Here is a 15,948-nt window from a genome sequence, read left to right on the forward strand (position 1 = left end):
GGCGCACCCTCACCCCAATCGCTGGCGGGCGAAGAAGGCCTCCAGCGGCGCGGCGCACTCCCGCGCGAGCACACCGCCGCGTACCTCCGGGCGGTGATTGAGCCGACGATCACGGACCACGTCCCACAACGAGCCGACCGCCCCGGTCTTGGGCTCCCAGGCACCGAAGACCAGCCGCGCGACGCGGGCCAGCACCAGGGCACCGGCACACATAGTGCACGGTTCGACGGTGACCGCCAAGGTGGTCCCCTCCAGCCGCCACCCGTCGCCGAGCACACCGGCCGCCAACCGCATCGCCAGGATTTCCGCGTGCGCGGTGGGATCGCCGAGCGCCTCGCGGGCATTCACCGCCCGGGCGAGTTCGGTTCCGTCGGCGCCGACGACCACCGCGCCCACCGGCACGTCGCGCGGACCCGCCGTCGCCGCGACCGCCAACGCCGCACGGATCAGATCTTCGTCAGTGGTCACCGCCCGCGCTTGCGGTCACCGACCTAGGCGGTCGATCACCGCCGACAGCTGGTCAGCGAAGCCCATTTCGCGGGCGATGCGGCCCAGCTGTTCGTCGGCGTAAAGGTCGGTCTCGTCGAGGATGACTCCCAGAACCGCCTCGGGCAGGCCGATGTCGGACAGCAGGCCCAGGTCGCCTTCCTCGAACGGATCGGCATCCTCGAGGTCTTCGGGATCGATCTCGGCGTCCAGATTGTCCAGGACCTCCGCAGCGATGTCGTAGTCCAGCGCGGCGGTGGCGTCGGACAGCAACAGCCGAGTTCCCGAGGGCGCCGGGCGCACAATGACGAAAAATTCGTCGTCGACGTCGAGTAGCCCGAAGACGGCTCCCGCGCTACGCAGCTCACGCAGTTCCGTCTCGGCAGCCCGCAGACTGGTCAACGCTTTGGGGCCCATCGGAGAGCAGCGCCAGCGGCCCTCTTCACGCACAACCGCAACACCGAAACCGTCCGGTGTGTCCGCGGCCGGTCTTTGCGTGGAGGCCCGTTGTGCTCCCATGGGCGCCTACGGTAGTCGCTGACCAGGCCTCCTGACCAGATGGTGCTCAGACAGCGGAGATCTGGTCGCCCCTCAGGGCGCCGCCACGGGCTACCTATGCCAACCTTGGACTGTGACTCGGACTGTCGCGGCGCCACCGGTGTGCGTGCTTGGGCTGGGACTCATCGGCGGTTCCATCATGCGGGCCGCCGCAGCGGCGGGCCGTGAAGTCTTTGGCTACAACCGGTCGGTGGAGGGTGCCCACGGCGCCCGCTCCGACGGGTTTGATGCCATAACCGATCTCAACCAAACGCTAACCCGGGCCGCCGCTACCGAGGCGTTGATCGTGCTGGCCGTTCCGATGCCGGCCTTGCCAGGCATGCTCGCCCATATTCGCAAATCGGCACCTGGCTGTCCGTTGACCGACGTCACCAGCGTCAAATGCGCGGTTCTCGACGAGGTCACGGCGGCTGGTCTGCAGGCGCGCTACGTCGGCGGTCACCCGATGACGGGCACCGCGCACTCGGGTTGGACCGCCGGTCACGGCGGCTTGTTCAACAGAGCCCCCTGGGTGGTCAGCGTCGATGACCATGTCGACCCCACGGTGTGGTCGATGGTGATGACGCTGGCGCTGGACTGCGGGGCGATGGTGGTGCCCGCCAAATCCGACGAGCACGACGCCGCCGCTGCTGCCGTCTCGCACCTGCCACACCTGCTCGCTGAGGCGCTCGCCGTCACTGCGGCCGAGGTACCACTTGCCTTCGCGTTGGCTGCAGGGTCTTTCCGCGATGCCACCCGGGTGGCAGCCACCGCTCCTGACCTAGTGCGGGCAATGTGTGAAGCTAACACCGGCCAACTGGCGCCGGCCGCGGACCGGATCATCGACCTGCTGAGCCGTGCGCGTGATTCGCTGCAATCCCACGGTTCGATAGCCGACCTCGCCGACGCGGGCCACGCCGCACGCACACGCTATGACAGCTTCCCGCGCTCCGACATCGTCACCGTCGTTATTGGCGCGGACAAATGGCGCGAGCAACTGGCCGCCGCGGGGCGGGCGGGCGGGGTGATTACATCCGCTCTGCCAAGCCTGGATAGTCCACAATGAACCCGTCGGAGTCGACGGTCACGGTGGTGTCAGCCACCGGTGAGCGCAGCTTGATCCCATCCAGACGTCCTTCGCTGGTATAGCTCACGGTGGCCGCATCGACGCTCATCTCGGGCACGTTTACATAGACCACCGGCAGCGCGATCGATTCCGCTCGTTCGTGCAGCCCAAGGCGACGAATCGGCAACGCATTGAAGAATGGACTGAACACCAAATCGATGTCCAATGCACCGTTGTATGCTGCGCGCCGTTCACCCTGGTGGTCAGTCACCAACCACATGTTCTCCTCGTCGCGGGCGATGGCGAGCTGGCGTTCCCGCTCGGCTAGTGTGACCGTCAGCCCGAACCGTTTGGTGGCACCGGTTTCGTCGGTCTGCAGATCGTAGTGCGCGCCAAACGCCGGATTATTCGCGGTAGCCGCGGCCACAATGCGGCCGTTCGCCCTAATCCGCTTGCCGGACAACTGGACTCGTACCGATTCCATGCGCGAGATGTCCTGCGCACGCCAGGTCAATATGGCCGGCCAGACGCGCGGAGTCAGATCAGAGGGGACTGCGTTCACACTGTCTACCGTAGGGCGTGTCCACCGCCTGCGGCAGGTTTGTCGACAACCGCGGCGAGCTTGCGCATCCGCCCGGTGCCCGGCACCGATACCCACCCCGCCAACGCCAGCAGTCCGTCGAGGGTCAACGCCAACGCGGCCACCATCATCGCACCGACCAGAGCGATGTGGAATCGACGCTCCTTGATCCCGTCGATCAAGTAGCCACCCAGCCCCCCGAGACTGGCGTAGGCGGCCACCGTCGCGGTGGCGACCACTTGCAGCGTCGCGCTGCGTAGTCCGCCGAGCATCAGCGGTAGTGCATTGGGTACCTCGACGCGCAGCAGCACCTGGGACTCGGTCATGCCCATCGCCCGGGCGGCATCGACCACCAGCGGATCAACACTGGCAATGCCGGCGTACGTGCTGGCCAGCAAAGACGGGATACCCAACAGCATCAGCGCCACCAGCGGCGGCCCCAATCCCAGCCCGAATAGCAGCACCCCTAGCAGCAGCACACCCAACGTGGGCAAAGCGCGCAAACCATTGACCGCACCCACCACCAGCAGCGTCCCGCGACCGGTGTGCCCGATAAGCAGCCCGACTGGCACGGCGATCAGTGCTGAAGCGGCCACCGCCACCGCGGTGTATTCCAGGTGCTCACACGTGCGGACTGCCAAGCCGACTGGACCGGTCCAGTTACTGGCGGTTAGCAGGTAGGACAGCGCCTGCTGCAGGAAATTCATCGCGCTCCGCCCGTGATCGGGGCCGCGACCTGGCGGCGCCGACGGGCTGCCCGCGGCGCCCGTTCCCATGGCGTGGCCAGCCGACCGGCGAGGTTGATCACCACGTCGACGACAATCGCCAGCAGGAACATCGCTACGACGCCGGCAACGATCTGGTCACTCTTGTTGGTCTGATACCCCGCGGTGAACCAGGTTCCCAGGCCCCCGATTCCTATCACCGAACCCACGGACACCATCGCGATGTTGGTAACCGCGACCACCCGCAGCCCGGCTACCAGCACGGGGATAGACAGCGGCAGTTCGACTTTCAACATCTGAGCGATCCGCGAATAGCCGATGGCGGTGGCCGCGTCATGCACCTGCGCCGGCACCGCGTCCAGCGCTTCGAGCACCGCCCGCACCAGCAGGGCCGTGGTGTAGGCCGCCAACGCCACAATGACATTGGCCTCGTCGAGGATCCGGGTTCCGATGATCAGCGGCAACACCACGAATAGCGCTAGCGACGGGATGGTGAATATAACGCTGGCGGTCGCCGTCGTCAGCCGGCGAAGCAGCGGCGCGCGCTGCACCAGCAGGCCCAACGGCACCGCGCTCATCAGCCCGATCAGCACCGGCAGCAACGAGAGGCGCAGATGGACGACGGTCAGCGCCCAGGCCGCTCCCGGGTGGGTCATCAGGTAGTGCATGGCTTAGCTCCGCCGCCGGCCTTCTTGCCTTTTTGGAACTCGGCCAGCACGTCGGCGGCCAGTATCCCGCCGATGACCTTGCCACCGCCGTCAACGGCGACACCGACCCCCGACGGCGAGGACAAGGCGGCGTCCAGCGCCTGGCTGAGGTTACCGTTCGGGCGGAACACCGAACCGCCGACGGTCATGGCATCCGACAATGCCGCGCCGCCGCGGTGACGCCGCCGGCCATCGGCGTCGATCCAGCCCAACGGCGCACCCGCACCGTCGACCACCAGCACCCAGCCGTCACGAACTTGCCTGTCCCGGGCATCGGAAAGGCCGTTCACCGAGACTTGCTCGATGTCGCGCACAGGTAGTCCGGCCGCGTCGAACAGCTGCAGCCACCGATAGCCGCGACCGAGACCGATGAACTTCGACACGAAGTCATTCGCCGGACTGGATAACAGCCGGGCAGTTTCGTCGTACTGCGCAAGCGCGCCGCCCGGGGCGAACACCGCCACCAGATCGGCGAGCTTCAACGCCTCGTCGATGTCGTGCGTCACGAAGACAATGGTCTTGTGCAACTCGGCTTGCAGACGAAGTATTTCGTTCTGTAGCTCGTGGCGAACCACCGGGTCGACGGCCGAGAACGGCTCGTCCATCAACAAGATCGGCGGATCGGCCGCGAGTGCCCGTGCCACGCCGACCCGTTGCTGTTCGCCGCCCGAGAGCTGGGCCGGGTAGCGGGTGGCGACCTTGGGGTCCAGCCCGACACGCTCAAGCACCTCATAACCGGCTTTGCGGGCTGCCCGGCGCGGCTGACCCTTCAGCACCGGCACCGTTGCGACGTTGTCGATAACCCGTTGATGAGGCATCAGCCCCGCGTTCTGGATGACATAGCCAATTCCCAGGCGCAGCTTCACCGCATTGACCGTCGACACGTCGGTACCGTCGACAGTGATGGTGCCCGAGGTCGGATCCACCATTCGGTTGATCATTCGCAGCGCCGTCGTCTTGCCGCAGCCGGAGGGGCCGACGAAGACGGTCAGCATGCCGTTAGGGACTTCCAGCGTCAGCCGGTCTACGGCGGTGGCACCGTGTGCGTACACCTTGCTGACATCGTCAAAGCAGATCAACGTGGTGCCTACTGCCACACTGGGTGATCGAAACCGTTGTCCCGCACCCATTTCCGCGCGGCCTCGTCGGGATCCACCCCGGAGTTGCCGGACACCGCGGCATTGAGCTCGGCCAGGCCGGCAGTGGTCAGCTTTGCCGACACCGCGTCCAGCACATCTTTGAGGCGATCCGACTTCTTTCGCGAATTCACAAGCGGCACAATGTTTCCGGCCAGGAAGTTATGCTCGGGATCTTCCAGCACCACCAGATGGTTTTGCGGGATAGCCGCAGAGGTGCTGAAGACGTTGGCGGCGGTGGCCGTTCCCTCCACCAGCGCTCGCACGGTCACCGCACCGCCGCCGTCGTTGATGGTCACGAAGTTGCCCGGCGCGATGTCGAGTGCGTATTTGTGCCGCAGCCCGGGCAACCCGGACGGCCGGGCCTGAAAGGCCGACGGCGCCGCGAACTTCACATCCGCGGAATGGGGGGCCAAGTCGGCGATCGTTTTCAGGTTCCACCGGGCGGCGGTAGCGGCGGTGACGGTGACGGTGTCAGTGTCAGAGGCCGGCGACGGCGTCAGGATCGACAGATCGCCGGGAAGTCGCTTGTAGAGCTCCAACTCAACGGCATCGAGCATGGTCACCGTGGCGTCGGGTTGAAAATATAGCAACAGGTTGCCGATATACTCCGGCACCAGGTCGATGGAATGATCTTTGAGCGCCGGGATATACGTCTCTCGACTGCCAATTCCCAACCGCCGCCCCACGTCGAAACCGTTGGCCTGCAACGCTTGTGCGTAGATTTCGGCGATTACCTGCGATTCCGGAAAATCACCGGACCCGACGACGATGGACTTCACACTGCCGGTCGCTGACCCGAGCGGATCAGCATTGGCGCAGGACGCAACCAGGCACACCGTCGCGAGCCACACAGCCGCAGCGACAGTTGCGCGACGTAGGCGTCGGAGCATCCTCATGCAGTTGACACTATCGTCAGCGGCGGCGCCGTGCTTCCACAACTCGGCATGTACTGGGAGATTTCCGGCGTGGTTTGGTTTCATTCTGTGTGGGATAGGACAAAAATGGTGTCATGACCAGCAATCCCTCTTCCTCGGCTGATCAACCACTCAGCGGTACAACGGTGCCTGGCTCGGTGCCCGGCAAGGCACCGGAAGAGCCACCTGTCAAGTTCACCCGCGCCGCCGCAGTATGGTCGGCGCTGATCGTCGGCTTTCTGATCCTCATCCTGTTGCTGATATTCATCGCCCAGAACACCGCCTCGGCCCAATTTGCGTTCTTCGGCTGGCGCTGGAGCCTGCCACTAGGGGTGGCTATCTTGCTGGCGGCCGTGGGCGGCGGGCTGATCACCGTCTTCGCCGGCACCGCGCGGATCCTTCAGTTGCGACGTGCGGCCAAAAAGACCCACGCGGCCGCCCTTCGCTAACTGGGCATCCCTGACGCGGGGTTACCCGCTCTTCTTGGCAATCTCTGCTAGACCACGAGCGATCAGCGGCGCAACAACGTCAGGCACCGACTCAGCCGCGGTGTCCTTCCCCTCGGCCTGCTCGGACATGCGTCGGCGGTAGTCGATGCCGGCGGCGATGATGGCGAGCTTGAAATAGGCCAAGGCCATGTAGAACTCCCAGTGGCCTAGCGGCTGCCCGGAGACCAGTGAATACCGATCGGCCAGCTCGTCGGCTGTTGGCAGCAGCGGCGAAGTCCACGCTGCCTGCGCGTGCACAATTAAGTCCAGCGCGGGGTCGCGGTATACGCACATCAGGGCCGCGTCGGACAGCGGGTCCCCCAGGGTGGAGAGCTCCCAGTCCACCACCGCGCGAACATGGCATGGGTCATCGGTGTCCAAGATCGTGTTGTCGATCCGGTAGTCGCCGTGCACGATCGATGTGCGGCTCTGTTGTGGAATGGCTTGCTGCAGGGCTAAATGCAATCGCGAAATGTCGGCGTCGCGGTGGTCGTCGGGCAGCCGCACCAGCTCCCATTGTGACCCCCACCGGCGCACCTGCCGTTCCAGATAGCCGTCGGGTTTGCCGAAATCGCTCAGTCCGACGGCCTTCGGGTCGATGCTATGCAAGTCGACGAGTACCCGGATCAAGGCGTCGACACAGCCCTCGATGACCGAACGGCTGCCGAGCGCTTCGAGTTCGGCGCGCCGGCGCACCACTTGCCCGGCAACGAATTCGACAACCTGGAACGGCGCGCCCAGCACCGAGTCGTCCTGGCACAGCGAGATCGTGCGCGCCACCGGAACCGGTGTGTCTCCCAGCGCGGCGACCACTCTGTACTCGCGGGCCATATCGTGCGCCGACGGTGTCAGCCCGTGCAGGGGCGGACGCCGCACCAACCAGCTCGACGCGTCGTCATAGACCCGGAAGGTCAGATTGGAGCGTCCACCGGAGATCAGCTCGCCACGCAACTCGCCGTCGCGCCCGATCCCCAGCGAACGCAGATACCGGTCCAGCGCGCCCAGATCGAGCCCGTCGAGTCGGTCAACCGAAGTCACCGAACTTGTTTACCACTCGCGCAATGCCCGGCTTTAGCTCAGGCCGCCTTCGACTCGGCGCCGAGCGGTACCGCCGAACTACGGCGTCACGATGTTGAAGGCCGAATCGGGCCGGTCGAGGACGCTCAAGAATGTCTGCAGCACCGTCTGGTCGCCGGACACCTCGAAACCGGGTGAGCTGATATCGCCCAGCGCCGCGGCGACCAACCGAACCTTGTCGCCCACCGTCACCGTCGCGTTCGCCGTCGCCGGATCGGCGGCAAGCTTGCGATGTATCAACACGCCGTTGCGCAGCGTGAGCCGATAGTTGACATCCGGCTCGGTGAAGGTGAAATCGATGGCCAGGTCGAGGTCCCATGCGCGTGGGCCGTTGATGCTGATCGCCAGGACGTCAAAGATTTGGTCCGGCGTCAGCTGGGCGAAAAACGTGGGCGCCGGGACTTGCCCGGAGCTGCCCGGGTTCCCGTCGCGCAGCTCGGCGGCCCCGGTCAGAAAGAAATTGCGCCAGGTCGCACACTCGGCGCCGTAGGCCAGCTGCTCCAGGGTGTCGGCGTAGAGCCCGCGGGCCGCGTCGTGCTCACTGTCGGCGAACACCGCATGGTCGAGCAGCGTTGCCGCCCAACGGAAATCACCTGCGTCGAAGGCTTCGCGGGCCAGCTCCAGCACTCGGTCGATGCCACCCAACGCGTCGACATAACGTGGCGCCAGCGCCTCGGGCGGATGCGGCCACAACCGGCCCAGGTTACCGTCAAACCAGCCCATGTAACGCTGATAGATCGCCTTCACGTTATGGCTGACCGACCCGTAGTAGCCGTGGGTGTGCCATGCCTGCTGCAGCGCCGGTGGCAGCTGGAACATCTCGGCGATCTCCACACCGGTGTAGCCCTGGTTCAGCAGCCGCAGCGTCTGATCGTGCAGATATGAATACATGTCGCGCTGTTGCGACAAGAACTCGACGATCTTCTCGCGTCCCCACGTCGGCCAGTGGTGCGAGGCGAACACCACGTCGGTTCGGTCGGCAAAGGTGTCGATCGCCTCGGTGAGATAGCCCGACCAGGCGCGCGGATCGCGCACCAAGGCGCCGCGCAGGGTCAGCAGGTTGTGCAGGTTATGCGTGGCGTTTTCGGCCATGCACAACGCGCGGAAGCGCGGGAAATAGAAGTGCATCTCCGCAGGGGCCTCGGTGCCCGGGGCCATCTGGAACTCGATCTCCACCCCGTCGATGGTGTGGGTCTCACCGGTCTCGGTGATGTCGACCGTCGGCACGACGAGCGAAACCTCACCGGTCGACAGTGTCTGCCCGAGGCCGCAGCCGACGTGCCCCCGGGGACCGCGCGCCAACACGGTGCCGTACATGTAGCCCGCACGGCGCATCATCGCCGAGCCGGCGTAGATGTTTTCCTGCACGGCGTGCGCGGTGAACCCCTCCGGCGCCAGCACCGCCACCTTTCCCGCGTCCACGTCGGCCTGGGTGGTGACGCCGAGCACCCCACCGAAATGATCGACATGGCTGTGGGTGTAGATGACCGCGACCACGGGGCGGTCGGCTCCGCGGTGGGCGCGATACAAGTCCAGCGCGGCGGCGGCCACCTCGGTGGACACCAACGGGTCGATGACGATCAGCCCAGTGTCACCCTCAACGAAGCTGATATTGGAGATATCGAATCCGCGGACCTGATAGATGCCCGGCACCACCTGGTAGAGGCCCTGTTTCGCGGTCAGCTGGGATTGCCGCCACAGGCTGGGATGCACCGATGTCGGCGCGGCACCGTCGAGAAACGAGTACGCGTCGTTGTCCCACACCACGCGACCATCGGCAGCCTTGATCACACACGGGGATAGCGCGGCAATGAATCCGCGATCGGCGTCGTCGAAATCCGTTGTGTCATGCAACGGTAACGAGTGTTCACCGTGTGCCGCCTGGATGACGGCAGTGGGAGGTTTGTGTTCCATCGGCACTACATTGCCACTACTACGGTGCACGCCGGTAGATGCCGTTGGCGAACCACGCTACCGACCAGAAAGAGAGAATTTTCCGCCGCACCTAGACCTCGGGCCCTGCTAACGCGCATACTGCCGAAGCGGTCCTCAATGCCGATGGACCGCTACGACAGGCAAAGGAGCACAGGGTGAAGCGTGGACTGACGGTCGCGGTAGCCGGAGCCGCCATTCTGGTCGCAGGTCTTTCCGGATGTTCAAGCAACAAGTCGACTACAGGAAGCGGTGAGACCACGACCGCGGCAGGCACGACGGCAAGCCCCGGCGCCGCCTCCGGGCCGAAGGTCGTCATCGACGGTAAGGACCAGAACGTCACCGGCTCCGTGGTGTGCACAACCGCGGCCGGCAATGTCAACATCGCGATCGGCGGGGCGGCGACCGGCATTGCCGCCGTGCTTACCGACGGCAACCCTCCGGAGGTGAAGTCCGTTGGGCTCGGTAACGTCAACGGCGTCACGCTGGGATACACGTCGGGCACCGGACAGGGTAACGCCTCGGCAACCAAGGACGGCAGCCACTACAAGATCACTGGGACCGCTACCGGGGTCGACATGGCCAACCCGATGTCACCGGTGAACAAGTCGTTCGAAATCGAGGTGACCTGTTCCTAACCTAAAGCGTGTCGATGCGGGCTGTGAACAGCGCGTCGGAGCCGGGCAGTCAGGCCTAGCGCGGCGACGATGCGAGCGGTTGCCATCCGTCAAGTGGCAACCGCACCGCAAACTCGGTATGTCCGGGTGAGCTACTCACGGTGATCGTTCCGTTGTGCGCCTTGACCACAGCGGAGACGATCGCCAGGCCGAGCCCGGTGCTACCGGCTTGGCGGGACCGTGACGTATCGCCGCGGGCGAACCGCTCGAAAACCTCGGACTGCAGCGCGGCCGGAATGCCCGGCCCATTGTCGATCACCTGCAGCACGACGTGCGTCGGCCCGGTGCTCAAGCGCGTCGTCACGATCGTGCCGGGACCGGTGTGCACGCGGGCGTTGGCCAGCAGGTTGGTCACCACCTGGTGCAACCGTGCCGCATCACCCGGGATGACCACCGGTTCGGGGGGCAGGTCGAGCGCCCACTGGTGATCTGGTCCGGCAACATGAGCGTCGCTGACCGCGTCAACCGCAAGCCGCGACATGTCCACCGGTTCGCGTTCCAGCGGCCGCCCCGAGTCCAGACGCGCCAGCAGCAGCAGGTCCTCGACCAGACGTGTTATCCGCTCAGTCTCGGATGCCACCCGGCTCATCGCGTGTGCGACGGCCTCGGGATCGTCCCCTATCCGCTGCGTCAATTCCGTGTAACCACGGATCGCCGCAAGGGGAGTTCGCAGTTCATGACTGGCATCGGCAACGAACTGGCGCACACGGGTTTCACTGGCCTGCCGCGCCGACAGTGCGGCAGCGATGTGGTCGAGCATCCGGTTGAGCGCCGACCCGAGTTGCCCCACCTCGGTGGAGGGGTTTGCGTCAGGTTCGGGCACCCGGACCGGTAGCTCGACCTCGCCGCGATCCAACGGTAGGTCGACGACTTCGCTCGCGGTTTGCGCGACGCGCCGCAACGGCGCCAGCGCCCGCTTGATGATGACGATTCCGGCGGTCGTCGCGGCGACCAACGCAATCACCGTGACGATTCCGAAAATGATCAGCATCTGCAACATCGTGGCGTCGACGTTGCCCATCGACAGCCCGGTGACGATGACGTCGTGCCCGTTTCGGCTCGGAGCGGCCAGCACACGGTACCGGCCCAGGCCGTCGAGATCCAGGGTCAGCGGTGTGCGGCTGCCGGCGATCCGTTCCAGCTGGGACCGGGCGGTTGACGTCAACGCCGCCCGCGAACCACTGCCGGTCAGATATCCGGCGGCGACCGTCGTGCCATCGCTGACCACCGCCGCCACCATCCCGGCCGGCTGGCCCGGAGCATCGAGAAACCTCGGACCGGGGCCCCACCTGATGTAGTTGTGCGTCTCGCGCCGCCAGGGCGGACGGGGCATTTTCTCCGGATACATCAACACCGAGCGGTACGACGTTCCGCCGAGTTGGTTGTCAAGTTGTGCCACCAGATGACGGCGCAGCGCCATTTCGGTTGCCGCGGTGATTCCCACACACACCACGGCGAGGACGACAACCTGTCCGACCAGGAGCCGCAGCCGAAGCGACCAAATTCGCGGACTGCTAGCGGGCCGGCTTGAGCACATAGCCGGCGCCGCGCAGTGTGTGAATCATGGGTTCGCGACCGTTGTCGATCTTTTTGCGCAGGTACGAGATGTACAGCTCCACGATATTGGACCGGCCGCCGAAGTCGTAACTCCAGACGCGGTCCAGAATCTGGGCTTTGCTCAGCACCCGCTTGGAGTTGTGCATCATGAACCGCAGCAGCTCGAACTCGGTGGACGTCAACGACACCGGTTCGCCGGCGCGCATCACCTCGTGGCTGTCTTCGTCCAGCACCAAGTCTCCGACCACTAGCTGGGCACCGCTGTCGACTGTCGTCACCCCCGTGCGACGCAGTAACGCCCGCAGCCGAAGCACGACCTCCTCGATGCTAAACGGCTTGGTGACGTAGTCGTCGCCCCCCGCGGTCAACCCAGCTATACGATCTTCCACCGCGTCCTTGGCCGTCAGCAGTAGAACCGGCAGGCCTGGATTCTCGCTGCGCAACTTGTGCAGCACGTCCAGGCCGCTCATGTCAGGCAACATCACGTCTAGCACAACCACATCGGGCCGCTGGCGGCGGGCCGCCGCAATCGCCGACGATCCGTCACCGGCGGTGGTGATGTTCCAACCTTCATACCGCAATGCCATGGACACCATCTCGGCCAGAACGGGTTCGTCGTCGACCACCAGCACAGTGACCGGTTGGCCATCGGCGCGCCGCATGACGACACGCTCAACCGAGATGCGGTGCTGCGTCACAGCGTCAAGTATCCGCACACGGCTGAGCAGACGCCATGCGGTTCCTATGTGCGCGCTATGAAACCCGATTTGGGGCACGTTCGGAGCCTGCCAGCGGGCCGGATCCGGGCGGTACCCCACTCACGTCGGCGCGCATGTTGGTACCAGTAGCGGCTGCTGGCGACCGGGCTGCTGAAGCAAATCCCGCTGCCACGCTTGAGGCAGCGTCCCGGACCAACGCCAGTTGGTCGCTCTCCGACTCCACCTAGAGCCGCCCACGTGATAGATCGGCTCGCCGTTGTGGAAATCGCCGACCCGGACAGTTCGATCAGCCATAGCCAAGGATCGGTAGCATGACGATACGCATTCCGATAGCGGGGAATTGAGGTGCCGTGGCAGACACTTTGTTCGCAGATGTCTCTGAATATCAAGTGCCCGTGAATAACTCGTATCCTTACCGAGTGCTGTCGATCCGCGTCTGCGACGGCACCTATCGGGATCGCAATTTCGCGCACAATTACCGATGGATGCGCTCGGCATTGGACAGCGGGCGACTCACATTCGGAATCGTCTACACCTACGCGCGTCCGAATTGGTGGGCCAATGCCAACACCGTGCGCTCGATGATGCTTGCATCCCCGGGTCGCGCTGATGCTGGATGTCGAATCAGGCGGGAACCCGCCCGGTGACGGGTCGAGCTGGATCAACCGGCTGTACTGGAACCTGGCAGACTACGCCGGCTCGCCCGCGCGAATCATCGGTTATGCCAACGCCTACGACTTCTTCAACATGTGGCGTGTTCGCCCGGCGGGCCTGCGCGTCATTGGCGCGGGTTATGGGTCCAATCCGAACCTTCCCGGGCAAGTGGCGCACCAGTACACCGACGGCAGTGGGTATAGCCCCAACCTTCCGCAGGGCGCTCCACCGTTCGGTACACCGCAACAGTTTGCCGCCGCATGCGGCGTCACAACGACCGGAGGACCGCTGATGGCACTCACCGACGAAGAACAAACCGAACTACTGACCAAAGTCCGCGAGATATGGGACCAACTGCGCGGGCCCAACGGCGCCGGGTGGCCTCAGCTCGGACAGAACGAACAGGGCCAGGACCTCACTCCGGTTGACGCGATAGCGGTGATCAAGAACGACGTGGCGGCCATGCTCGCGGAATAGCCCGCGATCTCCGTCAGCTCGTGGCCCGCTGCGCGGATACGAAAAGGTTTGGCGGGATTGAGTCTTCGCCACTGTGAGGGATGCTGCGGCCATACCGAGCCAGCAGCTCGGGCAACGTTGCCGTCGACACGTCCCAGCCACGTTCACGCAGCCACTCGGCGACGGCGGTGCGCTGCTCTGCATACCAGAGGTCATCGACATCTGATATCTCAGTTTCGACCAGCTTGGCTGCCGCGGCCCGCATCCGCCGCATGTCCGCACGCTGGCGTCGCAGCCGCTCAGGGTCGAGGAAGCCGGCGCCGGGGACGTTGGACGCCAACCAGCTGCCCGGCCTGCTGAGCGCATCGATCCGCTCGAACAACAGATCCTGAGCCCGCGCCGGCAGGTACCGCACCAACCCTTCGGCTGACCATGCACACGGCTTCGATGGGTCAAATCCCGCTTTCTGCAATGCCTTTGGCCAGTCCTGACGAAGGTCTATCGGAACGTTCACCAGCTGCGAAGCCGGCTGCGCGCCGTGCTGGCGCAACGTGGCAGATTTGAACTCCAGCACCTTGGGCTGGTCCAGCTCGTACACCACGGTGCCGTCCGGCCAGGGCAGCCGCCAGGCACGCGAGTCCAGGCCCGAGGCAAGGATTACGATTTGCCGCACCCCAGCGTCGGCGGCAGCCAGGAAATACTCGTCGAAAAACGCGGTCCGGGCGGCCATGAAATCGATCATCTGCTGTATCGGCGCCCGCAGGTCCGGGTCGAGGTCGGTCGCACCGGCCCGTGGCGTGGCCTTCGCGTACATGCTCCACACGCCGTCGCCGGCAGCATCCACAAAGATCCGCGCGAACGGATCGTTGATCAATGGGTTGTCGCTCTCGGTCTCGGCCGCACGCGCCGCCGCCACACCCAGTGCGGTGGCGCCCACGCTCTCGGTAATGGCCCAGGAATCGTTGTCGGTCCGCGGCACCGTTAATCCTCCCCCAGGCCGGAAACGTCAGTTTTACAAACTATTCTTCCAGCCGCCGAGGGCCCCGCGCGCTCGTCAAGAGTGTCCTACGCTTTCTCCCAGATGGTCTACAGGTTGCCAAGGAGCGCGATGGGGTCCACGCCGCCACGTACGCCGCAGGAGGTATTCGCCCACCACGGCCAGGCGCTCGCCGCGGGCGACCTCGAGGAGATCGTCGCCGACTACACCGACGACTCCTTTGTCATCACCCCGGCCGGTATCGCGCGCGGCAAGGAAGGTATCCGTCAACTGTTCGTCAAGTTGCTCGACGACATACCAAACGCGCTGTGGGACTTGAAGACCCAAATCTTCGAGGGCGACGTACTGTTGCTGGAGTGGACCGCGAATTCGGCGGTCAGCCGAATCGACGACGGAGTCGATACTTTCGTATTCCGGGACGGCATGATCTGGGCGCAGACCGTCAGGTACACCCCGCACCCCAAGACCTGACGTTTCGAGCAGGTGGCGGATGTGGACCTCGAGGCGGTCGCCGATTGCCGATCAGACCGAGGCACTGTTGTCTGACGCGGGCGGATAACCCCGGGGGCGCGTTCCTCGCCGCGCACGAAGTCGGTAGGTTGCAGCCGCACTTTGCGGAGGAACCGCCTGCTGATCTGCCGGATAGGATGAGCCCGTGACGACGCTGAAGGAGCTTGGAGCACGGGTCGCCGCTCTGGAAGCGAACCAGGCCGACTATCGAGCCGTCCTCGCGGCCGTCAACCCGCCGGGCGCCAACCAGCGAGAAATCGCGACGACCGTCCGGGAACACACCGGACGACTGGACCGCGTGACGACCAAAGTCGGCCAGCTCGCGGCCAAGTCCGACGACACCAATGCGCGGGTGCGGTCTCTGGAAGAGGGACAGGCCGAGATCAAGGACCTTCTGCTCCGCGCCCTCGACAAGTGATTCTCCGAATGGCTGCGCGATTTTTTGAGCCCGGAATCGAACGGTGATCTGTGGTCGGTGAATCCGCGACACGCCGTGGTTTCGGGTCGTGCCGGATGGCGTCAAATGGCCAGCTCAGAACACCTTTCGAGACCACGATTTTCGAGACCACGATCAGGTGCTGTTGCAGGCTCTCCTAAAGCCGTAGGGCGTGTTTGAACCGCACCATGATGGGGTGCGCGGACATCGGTTGGCGATACGGGCTCGAGGTTGCAGATCCTGTCCGCGCTCGTGGCCGGCATCCGAGCGACCCTGTCGAAGACCGCGCCT

The 15,948-nt window shown here is 65.0% G+C and carries 17 protein-coding genes and 1 pseudogene; 6 read left to right on the forward strand and 12 right to left on the reverse strand.

Annotation, left to right across the window (positions count from 1 at the left end; genetic code table 11):
• Window positions 1–9 precede the first annotated feature (9 nt).
• Together MCAN_RS19825 and MCAN_RS19830 are read right to left on the reverse strand one after the other, a co-directional pair.
• Window positions 10–468: a nucleoside deaminase gene (locus tag MCAN_RS19825; RefSeq protein ID WP_003420508.1), complete on the reverse strand. Its 459-nt coding sequence runs from the start codon at window positions 466–468 to the stop codon at window positions 10–12.
• Between the two features lie 15 nt (window positions 469–483).
• A complete protein-coding gene (locus MCAN_RS19830; protein ID WP_003420511.1) occupies window positions 484–1,005 on the reverse strand; it encodes a tRNA adenosine deaminase-associated protein in 522 nt (173 codons plus the stop codon).
• 139 nt (window positions 1,006–1,144) lie between these two features.
• Here MCAN_RS19830 and MCAN_RS19835 point away from each other — a divergent pair, with 139 nt between their 5' ends.
• Window positions 1,145–2,089, forward strand: coding sequence for a prephenate dehydrogenase (locus MCAN_RS19835; RefSeq protein WP_003912273.1), 945 nt, complete (start codon window positions 1,145–1,147; stop codon window positions 2,087–2,089).
• Here the strand turns inward: MCAN_RS19835 and MCAN_RS19840 are convergent.
• From MCAN_RS19840 to proX, 5 genes are read right to left on the reverse strand one after another with little or no spacing between them, the layout of a single operon-like run.
• The gene (locus MCAN_RS19840; protein WP_014001933.1) at window positions 2,052–2,651 is read right to left on the reverse strand and encodes a putative glycolipid-binding domain-containing protein; all 600 of its coding nucleotides are present in this window, start codon (window positions 2,649–2,651) and stop codon (window positions 2,052–2,054) included. The genes MCAN_RS19835 and MCAN_RS19840 overlap by 38 nt on opposite strands.
• A gap of 5 nt (window positions 2,652–2,656) precedes the next feature.
• Window positions 2,657–3,376: a glycine betaine/carnitine/choline/L-proline ABC transporter permease ProZ gene (gene proZ, locus MCAN_RS19845; RefSeq protein WP_003420520.1), complete on the reverse strand. Its 720-nt coding sequence runs from the start codon at window positions 3,374–3,376 to the stop codon at window positions 2,657–2,659.
• Window positions 3,373–4,062 (reverse strand): glycine betaine/carnitine/choline/L-proline ABC transporter permease ProW, encoded by a 690-nt coding sequence (gene proW, locus MCAN_RS19850; RefSeq protein WP_003420526.1) that lies wholly within the window; start codon window positions 4,060–4,062, stop codon window positions 3,373–3,375. Before proW ends, proZ begins: the two co-directional genes overlap by 4 nt.
• The gene (gene proV, locus MCAN_RS19855; RefSeq protein WP_003420529.1) at window positions 4,050–5,180 is read right to left on the reverse strand and encodes a glycine betaine/L-proline ABC transporter ATP-binding protein ProV; all 1,131 of its coding nucleotides are present in this window, start codon (window positions 5,178–5,180) and stop codon (window positions 4,050–4,052) included. Before proV ends, proW begins: the two co-directional genes overlap by 13 nt.
• Before the next feature lie 8 nt (window positions 5,181–5,188).
• The gene (gene proX / locus MCAN_RS19860; protein ID WP_014001934.1) at window positions 5,189–6,136 is read right to left on the reverse strand and encodes a glycine betaine/carnitine/choline/L-proline ABC transporter substrate-binding protein ProX; all 948 of its coding nucleotides are present in this window, start codon (window positions 6,134–6,136) and stop codon (window positions 5,189–5,191) included.
• Between the two features lie 113 nt (window positions 6,137–6,249).
• Between proX and MCAN_RS19865 the strand changes: the two genes are divergently transcribed.
• On the forward strand, window positions 6,250–6,603 hold the full coding sequence (locus MCAN_RS19865; RefSeq protein ID WP_003899680.1) for a LapA family protein: 354 nt from the start codon (window positions 6,250–6,252) through the stop codon (window positions 6,601–6,603).
• Between the two features lie 21 nt (window positions 6,604–6,624).
• Here the strand turns inward: MCAN_RS19865 and MCAN_RS19870 are convergent, their stop codons facing one another.
• Together MCAN_RS19870 and MCAN_RS19875 are read right to left on the reverse strand one after the other, a co-directional pair.
• Window positions 6,625–7,680: a phosphotransferase family protein gene (locus MCAN_RS19870; RefSeq protein WP_014001935.1), complete on the reverse strand. Its 1,056-nt coding sequence runs from the start codon at window positions 7,678–7,680 to the stop codon at window positions 6,625–6,627.
• Window positions 7,681–7,758: 78 nt separating this feature from the next.
• Window positions 7,759–9,639, reverse strand: a complete 1,881-nt coding sequence (locus MCAN_RS19875; protein ID WP_014001936.1) for an alkyl/aryl-sulfatase — start codon at window positions 9,637–9,639, stop codon at window positions 7,759–7,761.
• A gap of 170 nt (window positions 9,640–9,809) precedes the next feature.
• On the opposite strand from MCAN_RS19875, the gene lpqH reads away from it, so the two are divergent.
• Window positions 9,810–10,289 (forward strand): lipoprotein LpqH, encoded by a 480-nt coding sequence (lpqH, locus tag MCAN_RS19880; protein ID WP_003420544.1) that lies wholly within the window; start codon window positions 9,810–9,812, stop codon window positions 10,287–10,289.
• A gap of 55 nt (window positions 10,290–10,344) precedes the next feature.
• On the opposite strand, the gene tcrY is transcribed toward lpqH, so the two are convergent.
• Both tcrY and tcrX read right to left on the reverse strand, forming a co-directional pair.
• Window positions 10,345–11,865, reverse strand: coding sequence for a two-component system sensor histidine kinase TcrY (gene tcrY, locus MCAN_RS19885; RefSeq protein WP_041180185.1), 1,521 nt, complete (start codon window positions 11,863–11,865; stop codon window positions 10,345–10,347).
• Window positions 11,843–12,547, reverse strand: a complete 705-nt coding sequence (gene tcrX / locus MCAN_RS19890) for a two-component system response regulator TcrX (RefSeq protein ID WP_003420552.1) — start codon at window positions 12,545–12,547, stop codon at window positions 11,843–11,845. Before tcrX ends, tcrY begins: the two co-directional genes overlap by 23 nt.
• Window positions 12,548–12,954: 407 nt before the next feature.
• Here tcrX and MCAN_RS19895 point away from each other — a divergent pair.
• Window positions 12,955–13,735 (forward strand): annotated as a pseudogene (locus MCAN_RS19895) (hypothetical protein).
• Window positions 13,736–13,748: 13 nt separating this feature from the next.
• Here MCAN_RS19895 and MCAN_RS19900 read toward each other — a convergent pair.
• Window positions 13,749–14,693, reverse strand: coding sequence for a class I SAM-dependent methyltransferase (locus tag MCAN_RS19900; protein WP_014001938.1), 945 nt, complete (start codon window positions 14,691–14,693; stop codon window positions 13,749–13,751).
• A gap of 129 nt (window positions 14,694–14,822) precedes the next feature.
• Between MCAN_RS19900 and MCAN_RS19905 the strand changes: the two genes are divergently transcribed.
• Complete coding sequence (locus MCAN_RS19905; protein WP_014001939.1) at window positions 14,823–15,182, forward strand: nuclear transport factor 2 family protein; 360 nt, start codon at window positions 14,823–14,825, stop codon at window positions 15,180–15,182.
• A 184-nt stretch (window positions 15,183–15,366) separates the two neighbouring features.
• The gene (locus tag MCAN_RS19910; RefSeq protein WP_003420563.1) at window positions 15,367–15,639 is read left to right on the forward strand and encodes a hypothetical protein; all 273 of its coding nucleotides are present in this window, start codon (window positions 15,367–15,369) and stop codon (window positions 15,637–15,639) included.
• Window positions 15,640–15,948: the final 309 nt, after the last annotated feature.

It is taken from the genome of Mycobacterium canetti CIPT 140010059, assembly GCF_000253375.1.
Lineage (GTDB): Bacteria > Actinomycetota > Actinomycetes > Mycobacteriales > Mycobacteriaceae > Mycobacterium > Mycobacterium tuberculosis.